Source organism: Halalkalibacter flavus (assembly GCF_036663575.1).
Lineage (GTDB): Bacteria > Bacillota > Bacilli > Bacillales > Bacillaceae_D > Halalkalibacter > Halalkalibacter flavus.
On sequence record NZ_JAWRVK010000010.1, the window covers coordinates 83,620 to 99,957 of the forward strand.

The 16,338-nt window shown below is 38.8% G+C and carries 13 protein-coding genes and 1 pseudogene; 8 read left to right on the top strand and 6 right to left on the bottom strand.

What is annotated here, in order from left to right; genetic code table 11:
* Positions 1–25: 25 nt before the first annotated feature.
* Positions 26–493, bottom strand: a complete 468-nt coding sequence (locus SAY88_RS09025) for an antibiotic biosynthesis monooxygenase family protein (RefSeq protein ID WP_431308852.1) — start codon at positions 491–493, stop codon at positions 26–28.
* Positions 494–691: 198 nt separating this feature from the next.
* Here SAY88_RS09025 and SAY88_RS09030 point away from each other — a divergent pair, with 198 nt between their 5' ends.
* From SAY88_RS09030 to SAY88_RS09065, 8 genes and pseudogenes are all read left to right on the top strand, one after another.
* A complete protein-coding gene (locus SAY88_RS09030; RefSeq protein ID WP_332631166.1) occupies positions 692–2,836 on the top strand; it encodes a transglycosylase domain-containing protein in 2,145 nt (714 codons plus the stop codon).
* A 358-nt stretch (positions 2,837–3,194) separates the two neighbouring features.
* Positions 3,195–4,235 carry a uroporphyrinogen decarboxylase gene (gene hemE / locus SAY88_RS09035; RefSeq protein WP_332631167.1) on the top strand — a complete coding sequence of 347 codons (1,041 nt, stop codon included), beginning with the start codon at positions 3,195–3,197 and terminating at the stop codon, positions 4,233–4,235.
* 14 nt (positions 4,236–4,249) lie between these two features.
* A complete protein-coding gene (hemH, locus tag SAY88_RS09040) occupies positions 4,250–5,182 on the top strand; it encodes a ferrochelatase (protein ID WP_332631170.1) in 933 nt (310 codons plus the stop codon).
* A gap of 9 nt (positions 5,183–5,191) precedes the next feature.
* Positions 5,192–6,601 (top strand): protoporphyrinogen oxidase, encoded by a 1,410-nt coding sequence (gene hemY / locus SAY88_RS09045; protein WP_332631171.1) that lies wholly within the window; start codon positions 5,192–5,194, stop codon positions 6,599–6,601.
* A gap of 154 nt (positions 6,602–6,755) precedes the next feature.
* The gene (locus tag SAY88_RS09050) at positions 6,756–8,537 is read left to right on the top strand and encodes a sigma 54-interacting transcriptional regulator (RefSeq protein WP_332631172.1); all 1,782 of its coding nucleotides are present in this window, start codon (positions 6,756–6,758) and stop codon (positions 8,535–8,537) included.
* Positions 8,538–8,691: 154 nt separating this feature from the next.
* The gene (locus SAY88_RS09055; protein WP_332631174.1) at positions 8,692–9,879 is read left to right on the top strand and encodes an iron-containing alcohol dehydrogenase; all 1,188 of its coding nucleotides are present in this window, start codon (positions 8,692–8,694) and stop codon (positions 9,877–9,879) included.
* A gap of 26 nt (positions 9,880–9,905) precedes the next feature.
* Positions 9,906–11,236: pseudogene (locus tag SAY88_RS09060) on the top strand (GntP family permease).
* Positions 11,237–11,263: 27 nt separating this feature from the next.
* Positions 11,264–12,718, top strand: coding sequence for a CoA-acylating methylmalonate-semialdehyde dehydrogenase (locus SAY88_RS09065; RefSeq protein ID WP_332631175.1), 1,455 nt, complete (start codon positions 11,264–11,266; stop codon positions 12,716–12,718).
* 50 nt (positions 12,719–12,768) lie between these two features.
* Here SAY88_RS09065 and SAY88_RS09070 read toward each other — a convergent pair whose 3' ends face one another.
* From SAY88_RS09070 to SAY88_RS09090, 5 genes are all read right to left on the bottom strand, one after another.
* Entirely contained in the window at positions 12,769–12,909 is a 141-nt protein-coding gene (locus SAY88_RS09070; protein WP_332631176.1) for a YrzI family small protein, read from the bottom strand.
* Between the two features lie 125 nt (positions 12,910–13,034).
* Complete coding sequence (locus SAY88_RS09075) at positions 13,035–13,169, bottom strand: YrzI family small protein (protein WP_250095881.1); 135 nt, start codon at positions 13,167–13,169, stop codon at positions 13,035–13,037.
* Positions 13,170–13,588: 419 nt separating this feature from the next.
* The gene (locus SAY88_RS09080; RefSeq protein WP_332631177.1) at positions 13,589–14,596 is read right to left on the bottom strand and encodes an aliphatic sulfonate ABC transporter substrate-binding protein; all 1,008 of its coding nucleotides are present in this window, start codon (positions 14,594–14,596) and stop codon (positions 13,589–13,591) included.
* Positions 14,597–14,631: 35 nt separating this feature from the next.
* Positions 14,632–15,387, bottom strand: a complete 756-nt coding sequence (locus SAY88_RS09085; protein ID WP_250095879.1) for an ABC transporter permease — start codon at positions 15,385–15,387, stop codon at positions 14,632–14,634.
* Positions 15,320–16,165 (bottom strand): ABC transporter ATP-binding protein, encoded by an 846-nt coding sequence (locus SAY88_RS09090; RefSeq protein ID WP_332631180.1) that lies wholly within the window; start codon positions 16,163–16,165, stop codon positions 15,320–15,322. Before SAY88_RS09090 ends, SAY88_RS09085 begins: the two co-directional genes overlap by 68 nt.
* Positions 16,166–16,338: the final 173 nt, after the last annotated feature.

Below are 16,338 nucleotides of genomic sequence, written 5' to 3' on the forward strand. Positions count from 1 at the left end.
GCATGTTCTCTTTTTCGCGGTTATTTTATCCAACTTTAAATGTCGTAACAAAAGATGGACGTGGGAAAATGGTAGTTGGTAACGCTTGAGAAGTTCCTCGTTTCTTATGCGCGTTCTCATACGATTTCGATGTTTGCCACTTTTGAAAAGATTCCTCATCATCCCATATTGTCATGATTGCATATGTATCATCACTAACAGGTCGTAAAATCCGAATGGCTTGGAATCCAGGCTCTCCGTCAACTAATCCTGCACGATTACGAAAACGTTCTTCAAAAGAAGGGCGTCCTTCTTCGCTAACAGGAATATTATTAATAACAACAAATCCTTTCGTATCAATCGTTCCTGTTTCGCTAATGACTTCATAATGTTTTGCCGTACTAAGTTCAGAGACTTCCTCTACATAAACAAACTGCCCCTCTTCTCCTTGCATCGTAACTCCATTAAGCGCAGAAATTTCACTATTAATTTGAACAATACTAGCTTTTTTCAAATGAGGCACCTCCTATTGTTTTGCAATCTTTGAAACGAAAAAGTAAATCTATTCGTAAATAAGTTTAGCTGTAGGAGATTTGCTTTGCAACTGTTATGAACTAGTGGTAGACGGGTATAGTAGGTAATAGAAAGAATTGCGCTGAAAAAAGGGCTTTTTCCTTTTTCAGTAGCTTCTAGAAAGGGAGGTGAATGTCATTTGAAAAAGAAAATAATTATAGCGATAGCAGCAGTTGTAGGAACAATGCTTTTTGCTCTTATTATTTATTTAAGTATTATTCTAGCAGGGAATTATGTAATAGATGATCAGAAACTGGTGATGAAGGCGACGACGTCTCTTGTTGATCAAAATGGAGAGGTTCTTACCCAACTTTATATTGAAAATAGAGAACCTGTGGCTATTGGTGAGATACCTGAACATGTACAACAAGCCTTTATTTCGGTGGAGGATATACGTTTTTATGATCATCAAGGGATAGACATTCGTGCTATAGGGAGAGCGTTATATCGTGATTTGCTTGCAGGTGCAAAAGTAGAAGGGGGAAGCACAATTACTCAGCAGCTTGCCAAAAATGTCTTTCTTACAAGTGAGAAGACATTACTACGAAAAACGAATGAAGTTCTAATTGCTATGAATTTAGAGCGAAAATACAGCAAAAGTAAACTTTTGGAAATGTATTTGAATCGAATCTATTTTGGTCACGGAGCTTATGGAATACAAGCCGCGTCTAAATTGTACTTTAATAAAGTTGTGAATGATTTATCGATTGAGGAAGGAGCTCTCCTTGCCGGGTTGCCAAAAGCCCCTAACTCTTATTCTCCTATAACAAACCCAGAACAAAGCAAACAAAGACGAGATCTTGTCTTAACGTTAATGGAAAGGCATGGGAAGTTAAATTCTGAAGAGGCTAGGCATTTACGTGGACGAACCGTTGTTATAAATCAAAATCGTATAACGGAAAATGAAGCTTATTTAACATATATTGATATGGTGTTAGATGAAGCACGTGATCGTTATCATTTAACGAATGAAGAGGTTCTAACGGGAGGCTATCAAATTGTCGTTCCGATGAACAAAGAGATTCAAAAAGATTCTTATGAAAAGATACGAGATGATCGTTATTTTCCAAGTGGCAATGAGGATGCAGAGGCAGCCATTGTTCTCTTTGACTCAAAAACGGGAGGTGTTCTTGCAGTACAAGGTGGAAGGGAGTATGTACGAAAGGGTTTAAATCGTTTGAATGTGAAACGACAACCTGGTTCTACAATTAAGCCACTTGCTGTTTATGCTCCGGCAATGGAGATGGGGACATTTCATCCGTACTCAATGATTGTTGATGAATTAATTGATTATGATGGATATACTCCTAGGAATTTTAATCAAGAGTATTCAGGGAAAATGACGATGTATGATGCAATCACTTATTCAGCCAATGCACCAGCTGTTTGGCTGATGAATGAAATGGGAATTGCAACGTCTGTCGAAGCTCTAGAACGTTTTGGTATTCATACAAATGATCGAGGATTAGCAATCGCATTAGGAGGATTATCAGAAGGTGTAACTCCTCTTGAACTCGCTTCTGCTTACAGTGTCTTTGCCAATAACGGAAACCAAGTAGCACCTTACTTTATTGAAGCTATTTATAGCCAAAATGGGGAAGAGTTACTCGGTGAAGAAAGGAAAAGTGAATCACCCGTATCGACTCAGACATCATGGTACATGACTAGAATGCTTGAATCTGTTGTAAATAATGGTACAGGAAAGAGTGGAGAGGCTATTAGCCCATTAGCTGGAAAAACAGGTACGACGTCCTATCCTGAAGTAGCGGGGGGAATAATGGATGCCTGGTTTGTCGGCTATACGCCTACGGTTGTGGGGGCAGTATGGATGGGTTATGATGTTACAACAAGTGAACAGTATCTTAGAGGAGGAAGTGCGTATCCTACTGTGTTATATAAGGATATGATCAATGAACTGCCAAGTTGGATGCGTGTAGCGGCTTTTGAGAAACCTGATGAAGTAGAAGAACTGCTGCCACCTGTTGAACTTCCAGTGATTACTGATTTATCAGCGACTTTTTCAATGGGTGGAAGAGGATTTTCTAGTATTCACCTAAACTGGAGCGGCAAAGCTGATGAGAGAATTTACTATCATATTTATGAGAATACTGAAGATGGAAGCCACCTTCTTGCAACAGTTGTTGGACAGACAGAATATTACATTAATAGCCGAAATCCATTTACATCTAAAAAATATGAGGTTGTTCCTTATAACTCAATAACAGATCAAGAAGGGGTATCTTCAAATTTAGCTGAGGTGGAATTTAGGCTAGGATTTCATTAACTACGGGGGGTGTCCCAAAAGGTCTGTTTTTGACCTTTTGAGACACCCCCGAAGCAATGAGCGAAGTCGCTACATCTTATAAAAGCCTTGAGAGGAGTGGGTTTCTCCTCTCAAGGCGCGTAGCGAACGGAGCCATTGCCACCTCTGTTCCGGACTTTTGGGACAGCCCCTTAACGCTTTCTTTGGGCCTAGAAGCTAAGTTATTGAAACAAACGGGAAACATTCATCTATTTTATGACAGTTGTTCGGATTGTCTATACACGTTAAGGTTCGGTCATTATAGTAAAAGTTGTATAATATGCTTTTTCGAATGTAATCAAGTAAAATAGGTAGGAAAGATATATAAAGGAGTGGCACAATGGATCAGAAGATTTTTAACGATACGTTTTTAAAAGCCTGTAGAGGAGAGGCTCATGATCATGTACCTGTTTGGTATATGAGGCAAGCTGGGCGGTCTCAGCCTGAATATAGAAAAATTAAAGAAAAATATTCTCTTTTTGAAATTACACATCAACCGGAACTATGTGCCTATGTGACTAAGTTACCTGTTGATCAATATAATAACGATGCAGCTATTTTGTATAAAGACATCATGACACCGCTACCAGCCATTGGAGTAGATGTAGAGATTAAGTCAGGAATTGGTCCAGTTATCGAAAATCCAATACGTACGAAAGGTGACGTAGAAAAATTAGGAACGATTAACCCTGAAGAAGATGTGCCATATGTTCTAGATACAATTAAACTGCTACGTGAACAGTTAACGGTTCCATTAATTAGTTTTGGAGGAGCTCCTTTTACGCTTGCTAGCTATATGATTGAGGGTGGCCCATCTAAAAACTACAACAATACAAAAGCGTTTATGTATGCAGAGCCTGAAGCTTGGCACCTGTTGATGGATAAGCTAGGTGAAATGACCATTACATATGTTAAATCGCAGATTGCGGCGGGGGCGCAAGCGATTCAAATTTTTGATTCTTGGGTAGGGGCGTTAAATGTAGCTGATTATCGTACATTTGTGAAGCCGGTCATGAACCGTATCTTTGCAGAACTTAAACAAGAAAATGTCCCACTTATTATGTTCGGTGTAGGAGCTAGTCATTTAGCAAACGAGTGGAATGACTTACCTCTAGATGTAGTTGGGCTTGACTGGCGTTTGTCTGTACAAGAAGCAAGAGAGTTAGGTATTAAGAAAACGGTTCAAGGGAATTTAGATCCTGCCATTTTATTAGCGCCATGGAATGTAATTGAAGAACGCGCGAAAGCAATTCTAGATCAAGGAATGAAAAATCCAAACTTTATCTTCAATCTAGGACATGGAGTCTTCCCGGAGGTTAGTCCTGATACGTTAAAGAGATTAACGGCGTTTGTGCATGACTATTCAATGAACAACAAGTAATTTGAGGTGAGGAAATGACTAAGAGAAGAATTGGCTTATTAGTAATGGCATATGGAACACCAAGAAAGAAAGAAGAAATTGAGCCGTATTATACCCATATTCGCAGGGGGAGGAAACCTTCTGATGAAGCGTTAGAAGAGTTGACGGAGCGCTATGAAGCTATTGGAGGTATTAGCCCCCTAGCTAAAATTACAGAAGATCAAGCATTTGGCTTAGAGGCACAATTAAATAGCGAATTTGAGGATATTGAATTTAAAGCGTACCTTGGTTTAAAGCATATTGATCCTTTTATTGAGGATGCTGTTAAGCAAATGAAAGAAGACGGAATTGAAGAAGCGGTAAGCTTAGTCCTTGCACCCCATTTCTCTACATACAGCGTTAAATCTTACAATGGCAGAGCTATAGATGAGTCAGAAAATGTTGATGGACCAACGATTTACAGTGTTGATAGCTGGTATGATGAGCCATTGTTTATCGATTATTGGGTAAATCAGGTAAAAGAAACATTAGGTAAAATTAAGGATAAGGACAAATCCTGTGTTATCTTTTCAGCCCATAGCCTGCCAGAAAAAATTACAAAAATGGGAGATCCGTACCCAGATCAACTGCAAGAAACAGCTGACTTGATTGCAGAAAAAGCAGGAATTAAGAATTATACAATTGGCTGGCAAAGTGAAGGCAACACACCTGACCCTTGGCTAGGTCCAGATGTTCAAGATTTAACGAGAGGTCTCTACGAACAGCATGGTTATACTGCTATTGTCTATTGTCCGGTTGGGTTTGTCGCTGACCATTTAGAAGTACTTTATGATAATGATATTGAATGTAAGATTGTAACAGATGAGCTTGGGATTGATTATTATCGTCCTGAGATGCCCAATGCCAAACCAGAATTTCTTCAATGTTTAGCAACAGTTGTCAAAAAAAAGCTTGCAGAGAGAGAGTAGTGAAAATTTGTGGTGCAAAAGGATAGAAGGATAGCGATTATTGGCGGTGGAATTACTGGGTTAGCAGCTGCGCATAAACTGAAAAAGGCAAAGGCAAACGGTGCATCTATTTCCTATGACTTGTTTGAAAAAAGTGAGCGACTTGGCGGGAAGATACGGACCGAGCGCGTCAATGGCTTTGTTATTGAACTTGGGCCAGATTCTTACTTAGCTAGAAAGGACAGCATGACAAGGTTAGCGAAAGAAGTTGGGCTAGAAGAGGAACTTCTGTTTAATGATTCAGGTCAAGCATATGTCTTAAAAGGTGAAACCCTTCACCCGATTCCTGGTGGAGCCATCATGGGCATTCCTACAGAGATCAAGCCGTTTTTGCATACAAGTCTATTATCTCCAATCGGGAAACTAAGAGCAGCAGGCGACTTCTTTTCCCCACGTATTACAGGTAAAGATGAGGATATCTCTCTTGGCCACTTCTTTCGGCGGAGATTAGGCAATGAAGTGGTCGATAGTCTCATCGAGCCACTTTTATCTGGGATTTACGCAGGCGACCTAGATAAGTTAAGTCTAAAAGCTACCTTTCCTCAGTTTTTGCAAGTTGAGCAAAAGTATGGAAGTCTCATTCGTGGGATGAAAGGGGCAAAGGATAAAAAAGCAAAGCCGCAAACGGAGGCTGTTAAATCAACAGGCATGTTTTTAACGTTTCGAAGGGGGTTACAGTCTTTCGTTGAAGCTATTGAAATGCAACTTGACTCAGATTCAGTCCATAAAGGTAGTGATCTCATAAAGATCGTAAAGCAAGATAAGCATTTCCATTTGTATTTTAAAAATGGCGAGGAAGCTATCTATGATGAAGTGATCATTACTACCCCACCTAAGGTAACAGCGAACTTACTAGCTGATTATCCATATTTCAGTTATTTAAGTGAGATGGAATCAACAACGGTTGCGACAGTAGCGCTTGCTTATAAGAAAGAAAAAGTTATAAATCGACATGAAGGGACAGGCTTTGTTGTCTCGAAGAAAAGCAACCATACCATTACCGCATGTACATGGACGCATAATAAATGGCAGCATTCCACTCCAGAAGGGTACGCGCTACTCCGCGCTTATGTTGGACGCGCCGGTGATTCGGCCATTGTCTCGAGATCAGATGAGGAAATAGTAAGTGCTGTTCTTTATGACCTGAAGCAAATCATGACAATTGAAGGAAAGCCGGAATTTTACTTCATTAAACGTTGGCAGGAGGCTATGCCACAATACAATGTGGGTCATACATATAAATTAGCAAAAGTGAAAGAAGACATTGTACGGAATCTTCCTGGCCTTCATCTTGCCGGTGGAGGATATGATGGAATTGGGTTGCCTGATTGTATTAATCAAGGAGAGGCAGCTGTAGAACAAATTTTAAATAGGTGGTAGAGAAAAAGTGGGCACTGAAAAAGGGCGGTTTTCCCTTTTTCAGTGCCTTCTATTTAAGTCCGTATGTTGTTATATGACTTTTTAGAGAATGGAGAATCAGGAGCCCTCTTTTTTCTATTTAATATTTGAATATGTAAGAGTAGGAGGCGAAAGGATGGAGAACTCTACTGACCAATTAAGTGTAATCGATGAATCTGATCTTCAGTCTGAGCTTCAAGTGATACATTGGATGGTTCCTCCTCATTTTGTTGTATATGACAACCACTCCATACATGACATACTTGAAATAATGCAATATAAAAACAATGATCTAATTGTTATTGACCAGGATCATATTGTATTAGGGATCATTACTCAACAAATGGTGAATCGTCTTTATTTAGAAGGAATATCTCCTAATGAAAAAATGGAGGTAGCGTGGCTCGAAACATCACCTACCATTTTTCCTGATACATCGATTTTACATATACCTTTTAATGAACAAGTGATTCCAGTCGTGAATCAAGACGATAAATTAGTTGGCTCTATTAGTGCGAGAGAGATGTTCGTTGCACAGGAATTTTTAATAAGTTCGATTCAGCATAATGTGAATGTCATTGATATCATTCTTGATATTGCTTATGAAGGGGTTGCTCTCGTCGATCGAAATGGATTTATCGTAAAGATGAATCAAGCGTATCGAAATTTCTTAGGAATTATTTCAGAAGATGTTATAGGAAAACATGTAACAGAAGTTATTGATAATACAGAGCTCCATCTAACGGCCAAGACAGGCATACCTCAAAGAGGGGAAGTTCAAGTAATTCAAGGTCAAAAAATGATCGTCCACCGTATACCGATTTGGCAGAATAATGAGCTGATTGGCGCTATTGGGATGTTAATTTTTGAAGGAGTTTCAGAGTTGTACCGAATATTAGAAAATGCAACTCAAACTTCAAAAGAAGGCTCTCCTTTTCCTTTAATAAGTGAAGAGAAGAAAAAAACTGAAGTAACTCCTTTGAACACTTTTGATGGAATTCTAGGAGTTAGTGATGAAATCAATGCATGCAAAAGACTTTCAAAAAAAGCAGCCAAGACGAACGCAACGGTACTGATTACTGGAGAAACCGGTACAGGAAAAGAAGTGTTTGCCCAAGCTATTCATCAATCTAGCAGAAGGTCGCAAGGCCCCTTTGTTGCTATTAATTGTGCAGCTATCCCAGAAAACCTTCTTGAATCAGAATTATTTGGGTATGTAGAGGGTGCATTTACAGGTGCCAAAAAGGGAGGAAACCAAGGGAAGTTCGAATTGGCTAATGGAGGTACGATTTTTTTAGATGAGATCGGTGATATGCCAAAGCATATGCAAACCAAAATTCTCCGTGTTTTAGAAGAGAGAAAGGTAATGAAAGTCGGAGGGAATCAGGAAGTTCCTGTCAATGTTAGAGTCATTGCAGCAACGCATCAAGCTTTGCTCGAGAAAGTAAAGGTAGGTTCATTTAGAGAAGATTTATATTATCGGCTTAACGTGATTGAATTAGAAATTCCTCCATTAAGAAGACGTCGTTCGGATATTCCAATATTGTTTGCTTATTATTTAAAACAATTTTCTCGTGAAAATAAAGTAGAAGTGAAAAAGGTCGATCCAACTGCTATGGAAAAAGTAATGTCATATGATTGGCCAGGTAATATCCGTCAACTCATCAATACAGTTGAACAACTTAGTGTATTAGTCGATGGAAAGATAATTAAAACGATACATTTACCTGCTGCTATTAGAGATCAGCAAAAAGTAATGGTAGGTCAGCCGCTTAAACTAGGGAGAATTGAAAATGAAAAACTAACGATTGAACAGATGTTAGAAGTAGTAGGTGGGAATAAGTCCGAGGCGGCTAAGCGATTAGGGATTCATAGAACAACGCTTTACAAGAAAATGAAGCAATATAATTTAAAATAGTGTAGCAAAAAAGATACACGTCTATATATAGTGTATCTTTTTTGCTACACTATTTTCTTTTCTATTTCTTTGAATATGGCATATTTTCAACAATTAAAAAGTTGGCACGAATTTTGCATTACTGAAATCGAAAAGCAAAAAGGAGGAATCAAATATGAATGTAGCAGCAGTCCACTTGCCAAAAAGTATTTTCTACGGTCAAGGAAGCTTTGAAAAAATCGGAGAAGAGGCGGCGAAACTAGGGAAAAAGGCACTGATTATTAGTGATTATGTGATGAGAGACTTAGGGAATTTAGAGACTTGTCATACATATTTAAGCGAATCAGGTGTTGATTCTGTTGATTTTTTAGAAGTTGCGAGTGAACCAACGGATCAATACGTTTACGATGCACTTACTTTAACAAAGACAGAACAATGTGACGTTATTATAGCGTTAGGTGGAGGAAGTTGTATTGATACGGCTAAAGCTGTGGCAGTGCTAGCAACAAACGGTGGAGAAATTAGTGATTACATGAATTTGAAAACGTTTTTAAATGTCAAGCCTCTGCCGCTAATAGCAATTCCTACTACGGCTGGTACCGGATCAGAGGCAACTGATGTAACGGTTATTACCAATACGAGTAATGATGTAAAAATGATGATTAAACAACCGGCATTTATGCCTGAAATTGCCATAGTTGACCCTGTCTTAACGATATCGTCGCCGAAAAATACAACATCTGCAACTGGAGTTGATGCGCTAACTCATGCGTTGGAAGCATATATCTCAAGAAAGGCACATCCATTTACAGATCACATGGCTCTTTCGGCAATTAAGTTAATTACAGAAAATTTATTATCAGCTTATCATAATGGGTCTGATCTAGAAGCAAGAGATAAGATGATATACGGTTCAATGCAGGCTGGAATTGCATTCTCAAATGCTTCGGTTTGCCTTGTGCACGGGATGTCAAGACCAATTGGTGCATTATTCCATGTTCCTCATGGTATATCAAATGCAATGTTATTGCCTGCTGTCTTAGAGTATACAAAAGATTCATGCGTGACACGTTTAGCGGAAATAGGACGTTTTTTATACCCAGAAGTGAAAGGGCTTACAGATGAAGCGATGGCTAACCGTGTAGTAACAAATATTCTAGAGTTGTGTCAAAGCTTACATATTCCTAATTTAAAAACGTGGGGTGTAGATGAGGCGGAGTTTGAAAGTGTTCTTGGAAAAATGGCAAAGGATGCTTTAGATAGTGGAAGTCCAGCTAATAACCCTAAAGTTCCTACAGAAGCAGAGATTATTTCTTTATATCGTCAAGCTTATGTGTATGAACATTCATTGAAGAAGTTATAATGGACACTTTTTAGGGGGAGAAAAAGATGTTGAGCATGATTGGGTTATTTGTCGCACTAGGTCTTCTAATCTATTTAACTATGAGAGGGATTAACATCATTGTTGCAGCATTGCTTTGCTCGATTGTACTTGCTGTAACAGGAGGGTTAAACCTAAATACAGCAATGGCTGGCTACTATATGGATGGGTTTACAGGTTATTTTGCTAATTGGTTTTTGATTTTTCTACTAGGGGCCATTTTTGGAAAGGTCATGCAAGATACTAAATCAGCAGAAGCCATTGCCGATTGGGTAAGTCGGACAATGGGACCTCAATGGGCGGTTTTTGCAGTTGTAGGTGCCTGTGCCATTATGACGTATGGTGGTGTGAGTTTATTTGTAGTTGGATTTACCGTTTATCCAATTGCTGTATCATTATTTAGACTAGCTAATTATCCACATAGGTTTATTCCTGCAGCATTAGTTTTTGGATCAATTTCTTTTACAATGACATCACCTGGGTCACCTGAAATTCAAAATTTAATTCCGACCGAGTTCTTTGGTACGAAACCTACTGCTGGTGGCTGGGTCGGAGTTTTTACAGGGGTTTTCATTGCGGCAGTTGGTGGATTGTGGTTACGATTATTAGTTAGAAAAGCAATAGCAAATGGTGAGGTGTTTGAATTACCAAAATCAAGCCCGTTCTACTCTGCAGACAAAGCTGAAGATGAGATAGCTGCTACGACGGAGAAGAAAAACTTACCAAATGCATTTTTTGCAATTTTACCACTTATTATTGTAATTGCAGTACTGAATATTCTTTCTACATGCCACCAAAGACGGCTGCTCTTGTTGCGTTAATACTTGGTATTTTAGCAGTTTGGGGATTTAACTATAAATTTGTTCAAGAGTATTGGCAGTCATTAGCTGTAGGTACACAAAACTCACTTGTAGCCATTGCTAATACGTGTGCTGTTGTAGGTTTTGGAAGTGTGGCAGCCCAAGTATCTGCTTTTGATACATTTATTAATGCTCTTGTAAATATTTCAGGACCTCCGCTGCTTGGCTTAGCTATTGGAGTTACGATTATATGTGGACTTACAGGCTCAGCCTCAGGGGGTCTCGGGATTGCTCTTCCTTTATTGGCACCGATTTATTTAGCAAAAGGGATAGATCCTGGTTCTATGCACCGGGTTTCAGCCTTAGCATCTGGTGGATTAGATTCCTTGCCGCATAACGGATATGTGGTAACAACGGTTAGGGCAATCTGTGGTGAAACACATAAGAGAGCTTATTTACCGATATTCTGTGTAAGTGTTATTCTTCCGACAATTGCGCTAATTTTAGCGATTGTATTATATTCTTTATTTTATATTTAAATAAATGAGAAAAAGGAGTTTTTAAAAATGACAATAACAACAACAGCTGTATTAAAAAATTATATCAATGGTGAATGGGTTGATTCTAAATCATCTGAATTTGAAATTGTTCCAAATCCTGCAACGGGTGAAGAGATTGCTCGTGTTCCGCTCTCTACAAAGGAAGATGTAGATCGTGCTGTATTAACAGCGAAAGAAGCTTTTAAAACATGGAAGAAGACTCCTGTTCCAAAGAGAGCTCGTATTCTATTTAAATATCAACAACTTCTCATGGAGAATTACGAAGAGCTTGCAAGTTTAATAACGAAGGAAAATGGCAAGTGTTACGATGATGCGTATGGGGAAGTGCAAAGAGGAATTGAATGTGTAGAGTTTGCAGCTGGTGTACCTAGTTTAATGATGGGGGAGATGTTACCTGATATTGCAACTGGAATTGAATCTGGTATGTATCGTTATCCTGTCGGAGTAATTGGTGGAATTTCTCCATTTAACTTTCCAATGATGGTTCCTTGTTGGATGTTCCCATTAGCGATTGCTTGTGGAAATACGTTCGTGTTAAAGCCGTCTGAGCGCACGCCGTTACTTGCTGAGCGTTTAGTTGAATTATTTACAGAAGCTGGCTTACCTAAAGGTGTGCTGAACTTAGTTCAAGGAGCACATGATGTTGTAAACGGATTACTTGAGCATAAAGATGTCAAAGCCATTTCATTTGTAGGCTCTCAACCAGTAGCTGAGTATGTTTATAAAACAGGTGCTAGTTATGGGAAGCGAGTTCAAGCTTTAGCTGGGGCGAAAAACCACTCGATCGTTCTTGCTGATTGTAATATGGAAAAGACAGTCCAAGGAATTGTTGGAGGGGCATTTGGAAGTGCAGGTCAACGTTGCATGGCTACGTCTGTCGTTGTTGTAACCGAAGATATTGCGGATGAACTTATTTCTAAATTAAAGGAAGCGGCAGATCAGTTAGTTTTAGGTGACGGATGTGATAAATCTGTTAATCTAGGGCCGGTTATTCGCCAGTCTCATTTAGATAAGGTAAATGAGGCGATTGAAGAAGGCATTCAAGAAGGGGCAACGCTTGTGCGTGATGGTCGTCCAGATGGTCAGGATCTTGACGGTTACTTCTTAGGAGCAACCATTTTTGACAACGTGACGACAGATATGAATATTTGGAAAAAGGAAATTTTTGCACCAGTTCTATCAATTGTACGCGTGAAAGACTTAACTGAAGCAATTGAGGTGACAAATGAATCTGACTTCGGGAATGGCTCTGTGTTGTATACAGATAGTGGAGCAGCGGTTCGTCAGTATCGTGAAGATATTGAAGTAGGGATGCTTGGTGTAAATGTCAATGTACCAGCTCCAATGGCGTTTTTCCCATTCTCTGGATGGAAGAATTCATTTTATGGGGACCTTCATGCTAACGGAAAAGATGGGGTAAACTTTTATACAAGAAAGAAAATGTTAACGGCACGTTGGTAAGATACTACTAAAAAAGGCAACTAGCTTGATAAAAAGCTAGTCGCCCTTTTTTAGTTCCATTTTTCAATGCGAGAGATTCGCTCTTGGTGTTCTTGCTCGTAATCTTGTTGTCTAACAATTTGTTCTAATTCTTTCCCGGTATATTGTCTTTTCTTAATTGTAATCGTAAATAAAATAAAATGAAATGTCATAGATGCCTCCTAAATAGAAATTTTAGTCATTCAGGTAAGGCCTTTCACCTGCTCATACCAGCCTTGTAAAACAATCCCTTTAAGAAAAATCATCGTCATTACCTCCTATTTATATTTTATTTAATTTATTGCATAAATTTGTGAATCTGTTGATTATGGTACTCTTCTAATTTCTGTTGTCTAACTAAACGTTCAAGTTCTTCTCCAGTATATTGTCGTCTTTTTATAGAAATTGTAAAAAGTAAAAATGTAAAAGTCATTTGATCACCGCCTTTCTATTTCAAGGATAAGCAAAAATGATTCCTATTATTGGAAGTTAAATTAGACACAAAAAGCCACAGGTATACGCTCCTGTGGCTAGGTAGATATCTAAAAAAGCCACAGGTATACGCTCTACCTGCGGCTTGAAAAATTAGCTTCCTAATAGAAATTTTAACAAACTTCTAGTTTGAGGCTAGCAGGTTTTGAACGCATGATATATGAAAATAATGTAGGTGTAAGTAATCCTTTAATCATTGTGTTCAACCTCCTTTGCTCTCAAATTTGCTTTCATAAGGAATTATATCCAATGTTTGGTAAGTTGTAAACATAAAATGTGAATTTTTTTTGCCTATTTTATAAAAAGATTGACAAGAGACAAAAACCGCTCAAAACCAACAGGTTTTGAGCGGTTTCCTATTTATTGATTTAAAATCGCATCTAGACGAGATGTATCAACAAATCCAGTAAGATCTGGCTCTTTATCCATAAATTTTAATTCATAAGAAGCATCTGCCCAAGCTTGTAAAGCGTCTGCGTGTGTTTCTGTTGTAACAGCCATGCGAGTCCAAGCTTTTTCAAGAACGGTTTCAGGTAGACGGTTTTGTGTTAAATCAAAAAGGTGATCGTTAATTGTTGTTAGTGTATCCTTTGTATTCTCTTGTGTGTAATCAACGGCTTGCTTATGACCACGTAATACAGCATCAACAGCTTCAGGATTTTCTTCTAAGAATTTTTTAGATGTAACAACAACAACACTTGCTAGTTCTTCACCTAAGAAAACATTATTCCATTCTGTAACGACATTGGCATTTAGCTCTTCTACAAGGTAAGTGCCCCAAGGCTCTGGTGCAGCTGCAGCATCAATTTGTCCTTGCTCAAACATAGCAACCATATTTGCTGGAGCAATACGGGATTGATGTTCAACAGTTCCACCAACACGGTTTGATTCTAGACCAATGTCTTTTAACATCATTTCAAGTTGAACATTGTGTGTGCATCCATTTCCTGGAGTACAGAACGATTTACCACCAAAATCTTCAAGTGTTTCAATACCAGAGTCCTCACGAGAAACAATTAGTGTAGCTCCGTTAGCAGCAGCTCCAAGAACAACGATATCTCCACCAGTAAGGAAGTAGTTAATAGCCGGACCTGGTCCAACATATCCAACATCTAGATTCCCTGTTTCAAGCGCTTCGATGAAGTCATTTCCATTTGGGAAGTGGGTGTACTCAGCACCTCTTTCGCCTAATTCATCATCAAAGAATCCTTTTTCTTTTCCAATAATAGCAGCTGCATGGTCAAGGTTTGGAAAATAACCAATGCGGACGTCACTTTCTGAATCTGAACCACTCGTACTACCTGCTCCACATGCGGTTAATGCCCCAAGCACTAACGCGATCCCAGTTGCTTTAAGCCATTTTTTCATCGTAGTCTCTCCCTTTTTAAAAATAAAATATTTATCTATTTCGCATATCCCCAACGACTAAGTACTTTCCGTTCAATCGGATTAAAAATACAATACTCTACAATAAGACCAATAACAGCAATAATAATCATAATGGCAATGACTAATTCCATATTAAAGAAGTCACGAGCATCTAGAAGAGTACGGCCGAGGCCACCTCTACCTAGAAGTTCTGCTGCCATCAATGCACGCCATCCAAATGCCCAAGATAATCGAACCCCTGTTAGAGCGGATGGAATGGAAGCTGGTATCATTACTTTCCATATTAATTCATAGCCTTTGTAGCCCATTGTACGTGCGGCTCGAATTAATAGTGGCTGAACATTTTTAATTCCCATTCTAACATTCATCGTCATTGGCCACGTTCCCCCAAGTACAATAACAAATAGAATGGCTGTTGTTCCGCCTTGAAACATAACTAAGGCTAACGGCAACCAAACGATACTTGGTACAGATTGCAAAGCAACAACAAGTGAACCAAGTGTTTCATCAGCAATTTTAGAAGTAGCTAAAATAATACCAAGAATGGAGCCGATGATAACAGCTAGGGCAAAACCTAAGCCGATACGTCCTAAACTTGTTGTTAAGGCAACTGTTAAGATCCCAGTCTCGAAAAAGCCTTTATAAAGCTCTACAAATGAGAGAAGGGGGGAAGGGAACATTCTTGTACCAAAGACATCAAGTTTATATATTATCTCCCATATCGCGATGAGAGCTGTAAAGAAGAGTAGCCTTCTGACTATGGTAATCATCACCCATTTCCTCCTTCATCACTTTCTCGATTTCCCCTGCTAGTTGTTTACTAATTTTATCTTCTAATGAAGCAAAAGCTTCATTAGATGGTTTTCTAGGACGGGCAAGAGGAACGTCAAAAACATTAATAATTCCACCAGGTCTTACACCCATCAAAACAATTCGATCTGATAGTAAAATAGATTCGCGAATGTTATGGGTAACGAAGATAATCGTTTTTCCAGTTTGTTCCCAAATATATTGTACTTCTTTATGAAGCATTGATCTTGTTTGCTCATCTAATGCTCCGAACGGTTCATCCATTAATAGAACTTCTGGATCCATTGCTAAAGCACGTGCAATCGAGACCCGCTGTTTCATTCCACCAGATAACTCGTGTGGATATGAGTCAACAAATTTACTAAGATGTACAAGTTTGAGGTATTCAATGGCCCGTTCTTTTGCTTCTTTTTTGCTGTAACGCTTTTTAATTCCAAACATAACATTATCTAGCACGGTCATCCAAGGCATGAGTGCCGCTTCTTGGAAGACTACCCCTCGGTCCACCCCAGGCCCTGTAACTTTACGTTCACCGACCAATACAGAACCAGTGCTTGCTTGATCTAGTCCGGCAATGATATTTAATAATGTTGATTTTCCGCACCCAGATGGACCAAGTAGTGATACAAATTCACCTGATTTTACATGTAGATCAATGTTATCGAAAACAGTATAGGAAGTTTGTTCTTCTTTATTCTCAAATGTCTTTCCTACACTAGCAATTTTAACGTCAGACATGGTATCCCTCCTCATTCAAGGAATTTCTTTACAATTCATAGTGATTTAGTGGGTTTTAGCTTTTATTAAGTATATGTAGAAGTTTGTCATCTGTCAATTGTTTTCTTAGATTTCCGAGTTGGATAGTGAGGATTAGTATTGTACAATATTTAATAATATAACGAATAAAGAGA

Coding starts and splice junctions, on each gene's coding strand:
- hemE (WP_332631167.1), top strand. CDS start 3,195: ATGGATCAGAAGATTTTTAACGATACGTTTTTAAAAGCCTGTAGAGGA.
- SAY88_RS09085 (WP_250095879.1), bottom strand. CDS start 15,387: ATGATTACCATAGTCAGAAGGCTACTCTTCTTTACAGCTCTCATCGCG.
- SAY88_RS09050 (WP_332631172.1), top strand. CDS start 6,756: ATGGAGAACTCTACTGACCAATTAAGTGTAATCGATGAATCTGATCTT.
- SAY88_RS09090 (WP_332631180.1), bottom strand. CDS start 16,165: ATGTCTGACGTTAAAATTGCTAGTGTAGGAAAGACATTTGAGAATAAA.
- hemH (WP_332631170.1), top strand. CDS start 4,250: ATGACTAAGAGAAGAATTGGCTTATTAGTAATGGCATATGGAACACCA.
- SAY88_RS09055 (WP_332631174.1), top strand. CDS start 8,692: ATGAATGTAGCAGCAGTCCACTTGCCAAAAAGTATTTTCTACGGTCAA.
- SAY88_RS09065 (WP_332631175.1), top strand. CDS start 11,264: ATGACAATAACAACAACAGCTGTATTAAAAAATTATATCAATGGTGAA.
- SAY88_RS09080 (WP_332631177.1), bottom strand. CDS start 14,596: ATGAAAAAATGGCTTAAAGCAACTGGGATCGCGTTAGTGCTTGGGGCA.
- SAY88_RS09075 (WP_250095881.1), bottom strand. CDS start 13,169: ATGACTTTTACATTTTTACTTTTTACAATTTCTATAAAAAGACGACAA.
- SAY88_RS09070 (WP_332631176.1), bottom strand. CDS start 12,909: ATGACATTTCATTTTATTTTATTTACGATTACAATTAAGAAAAGACAA.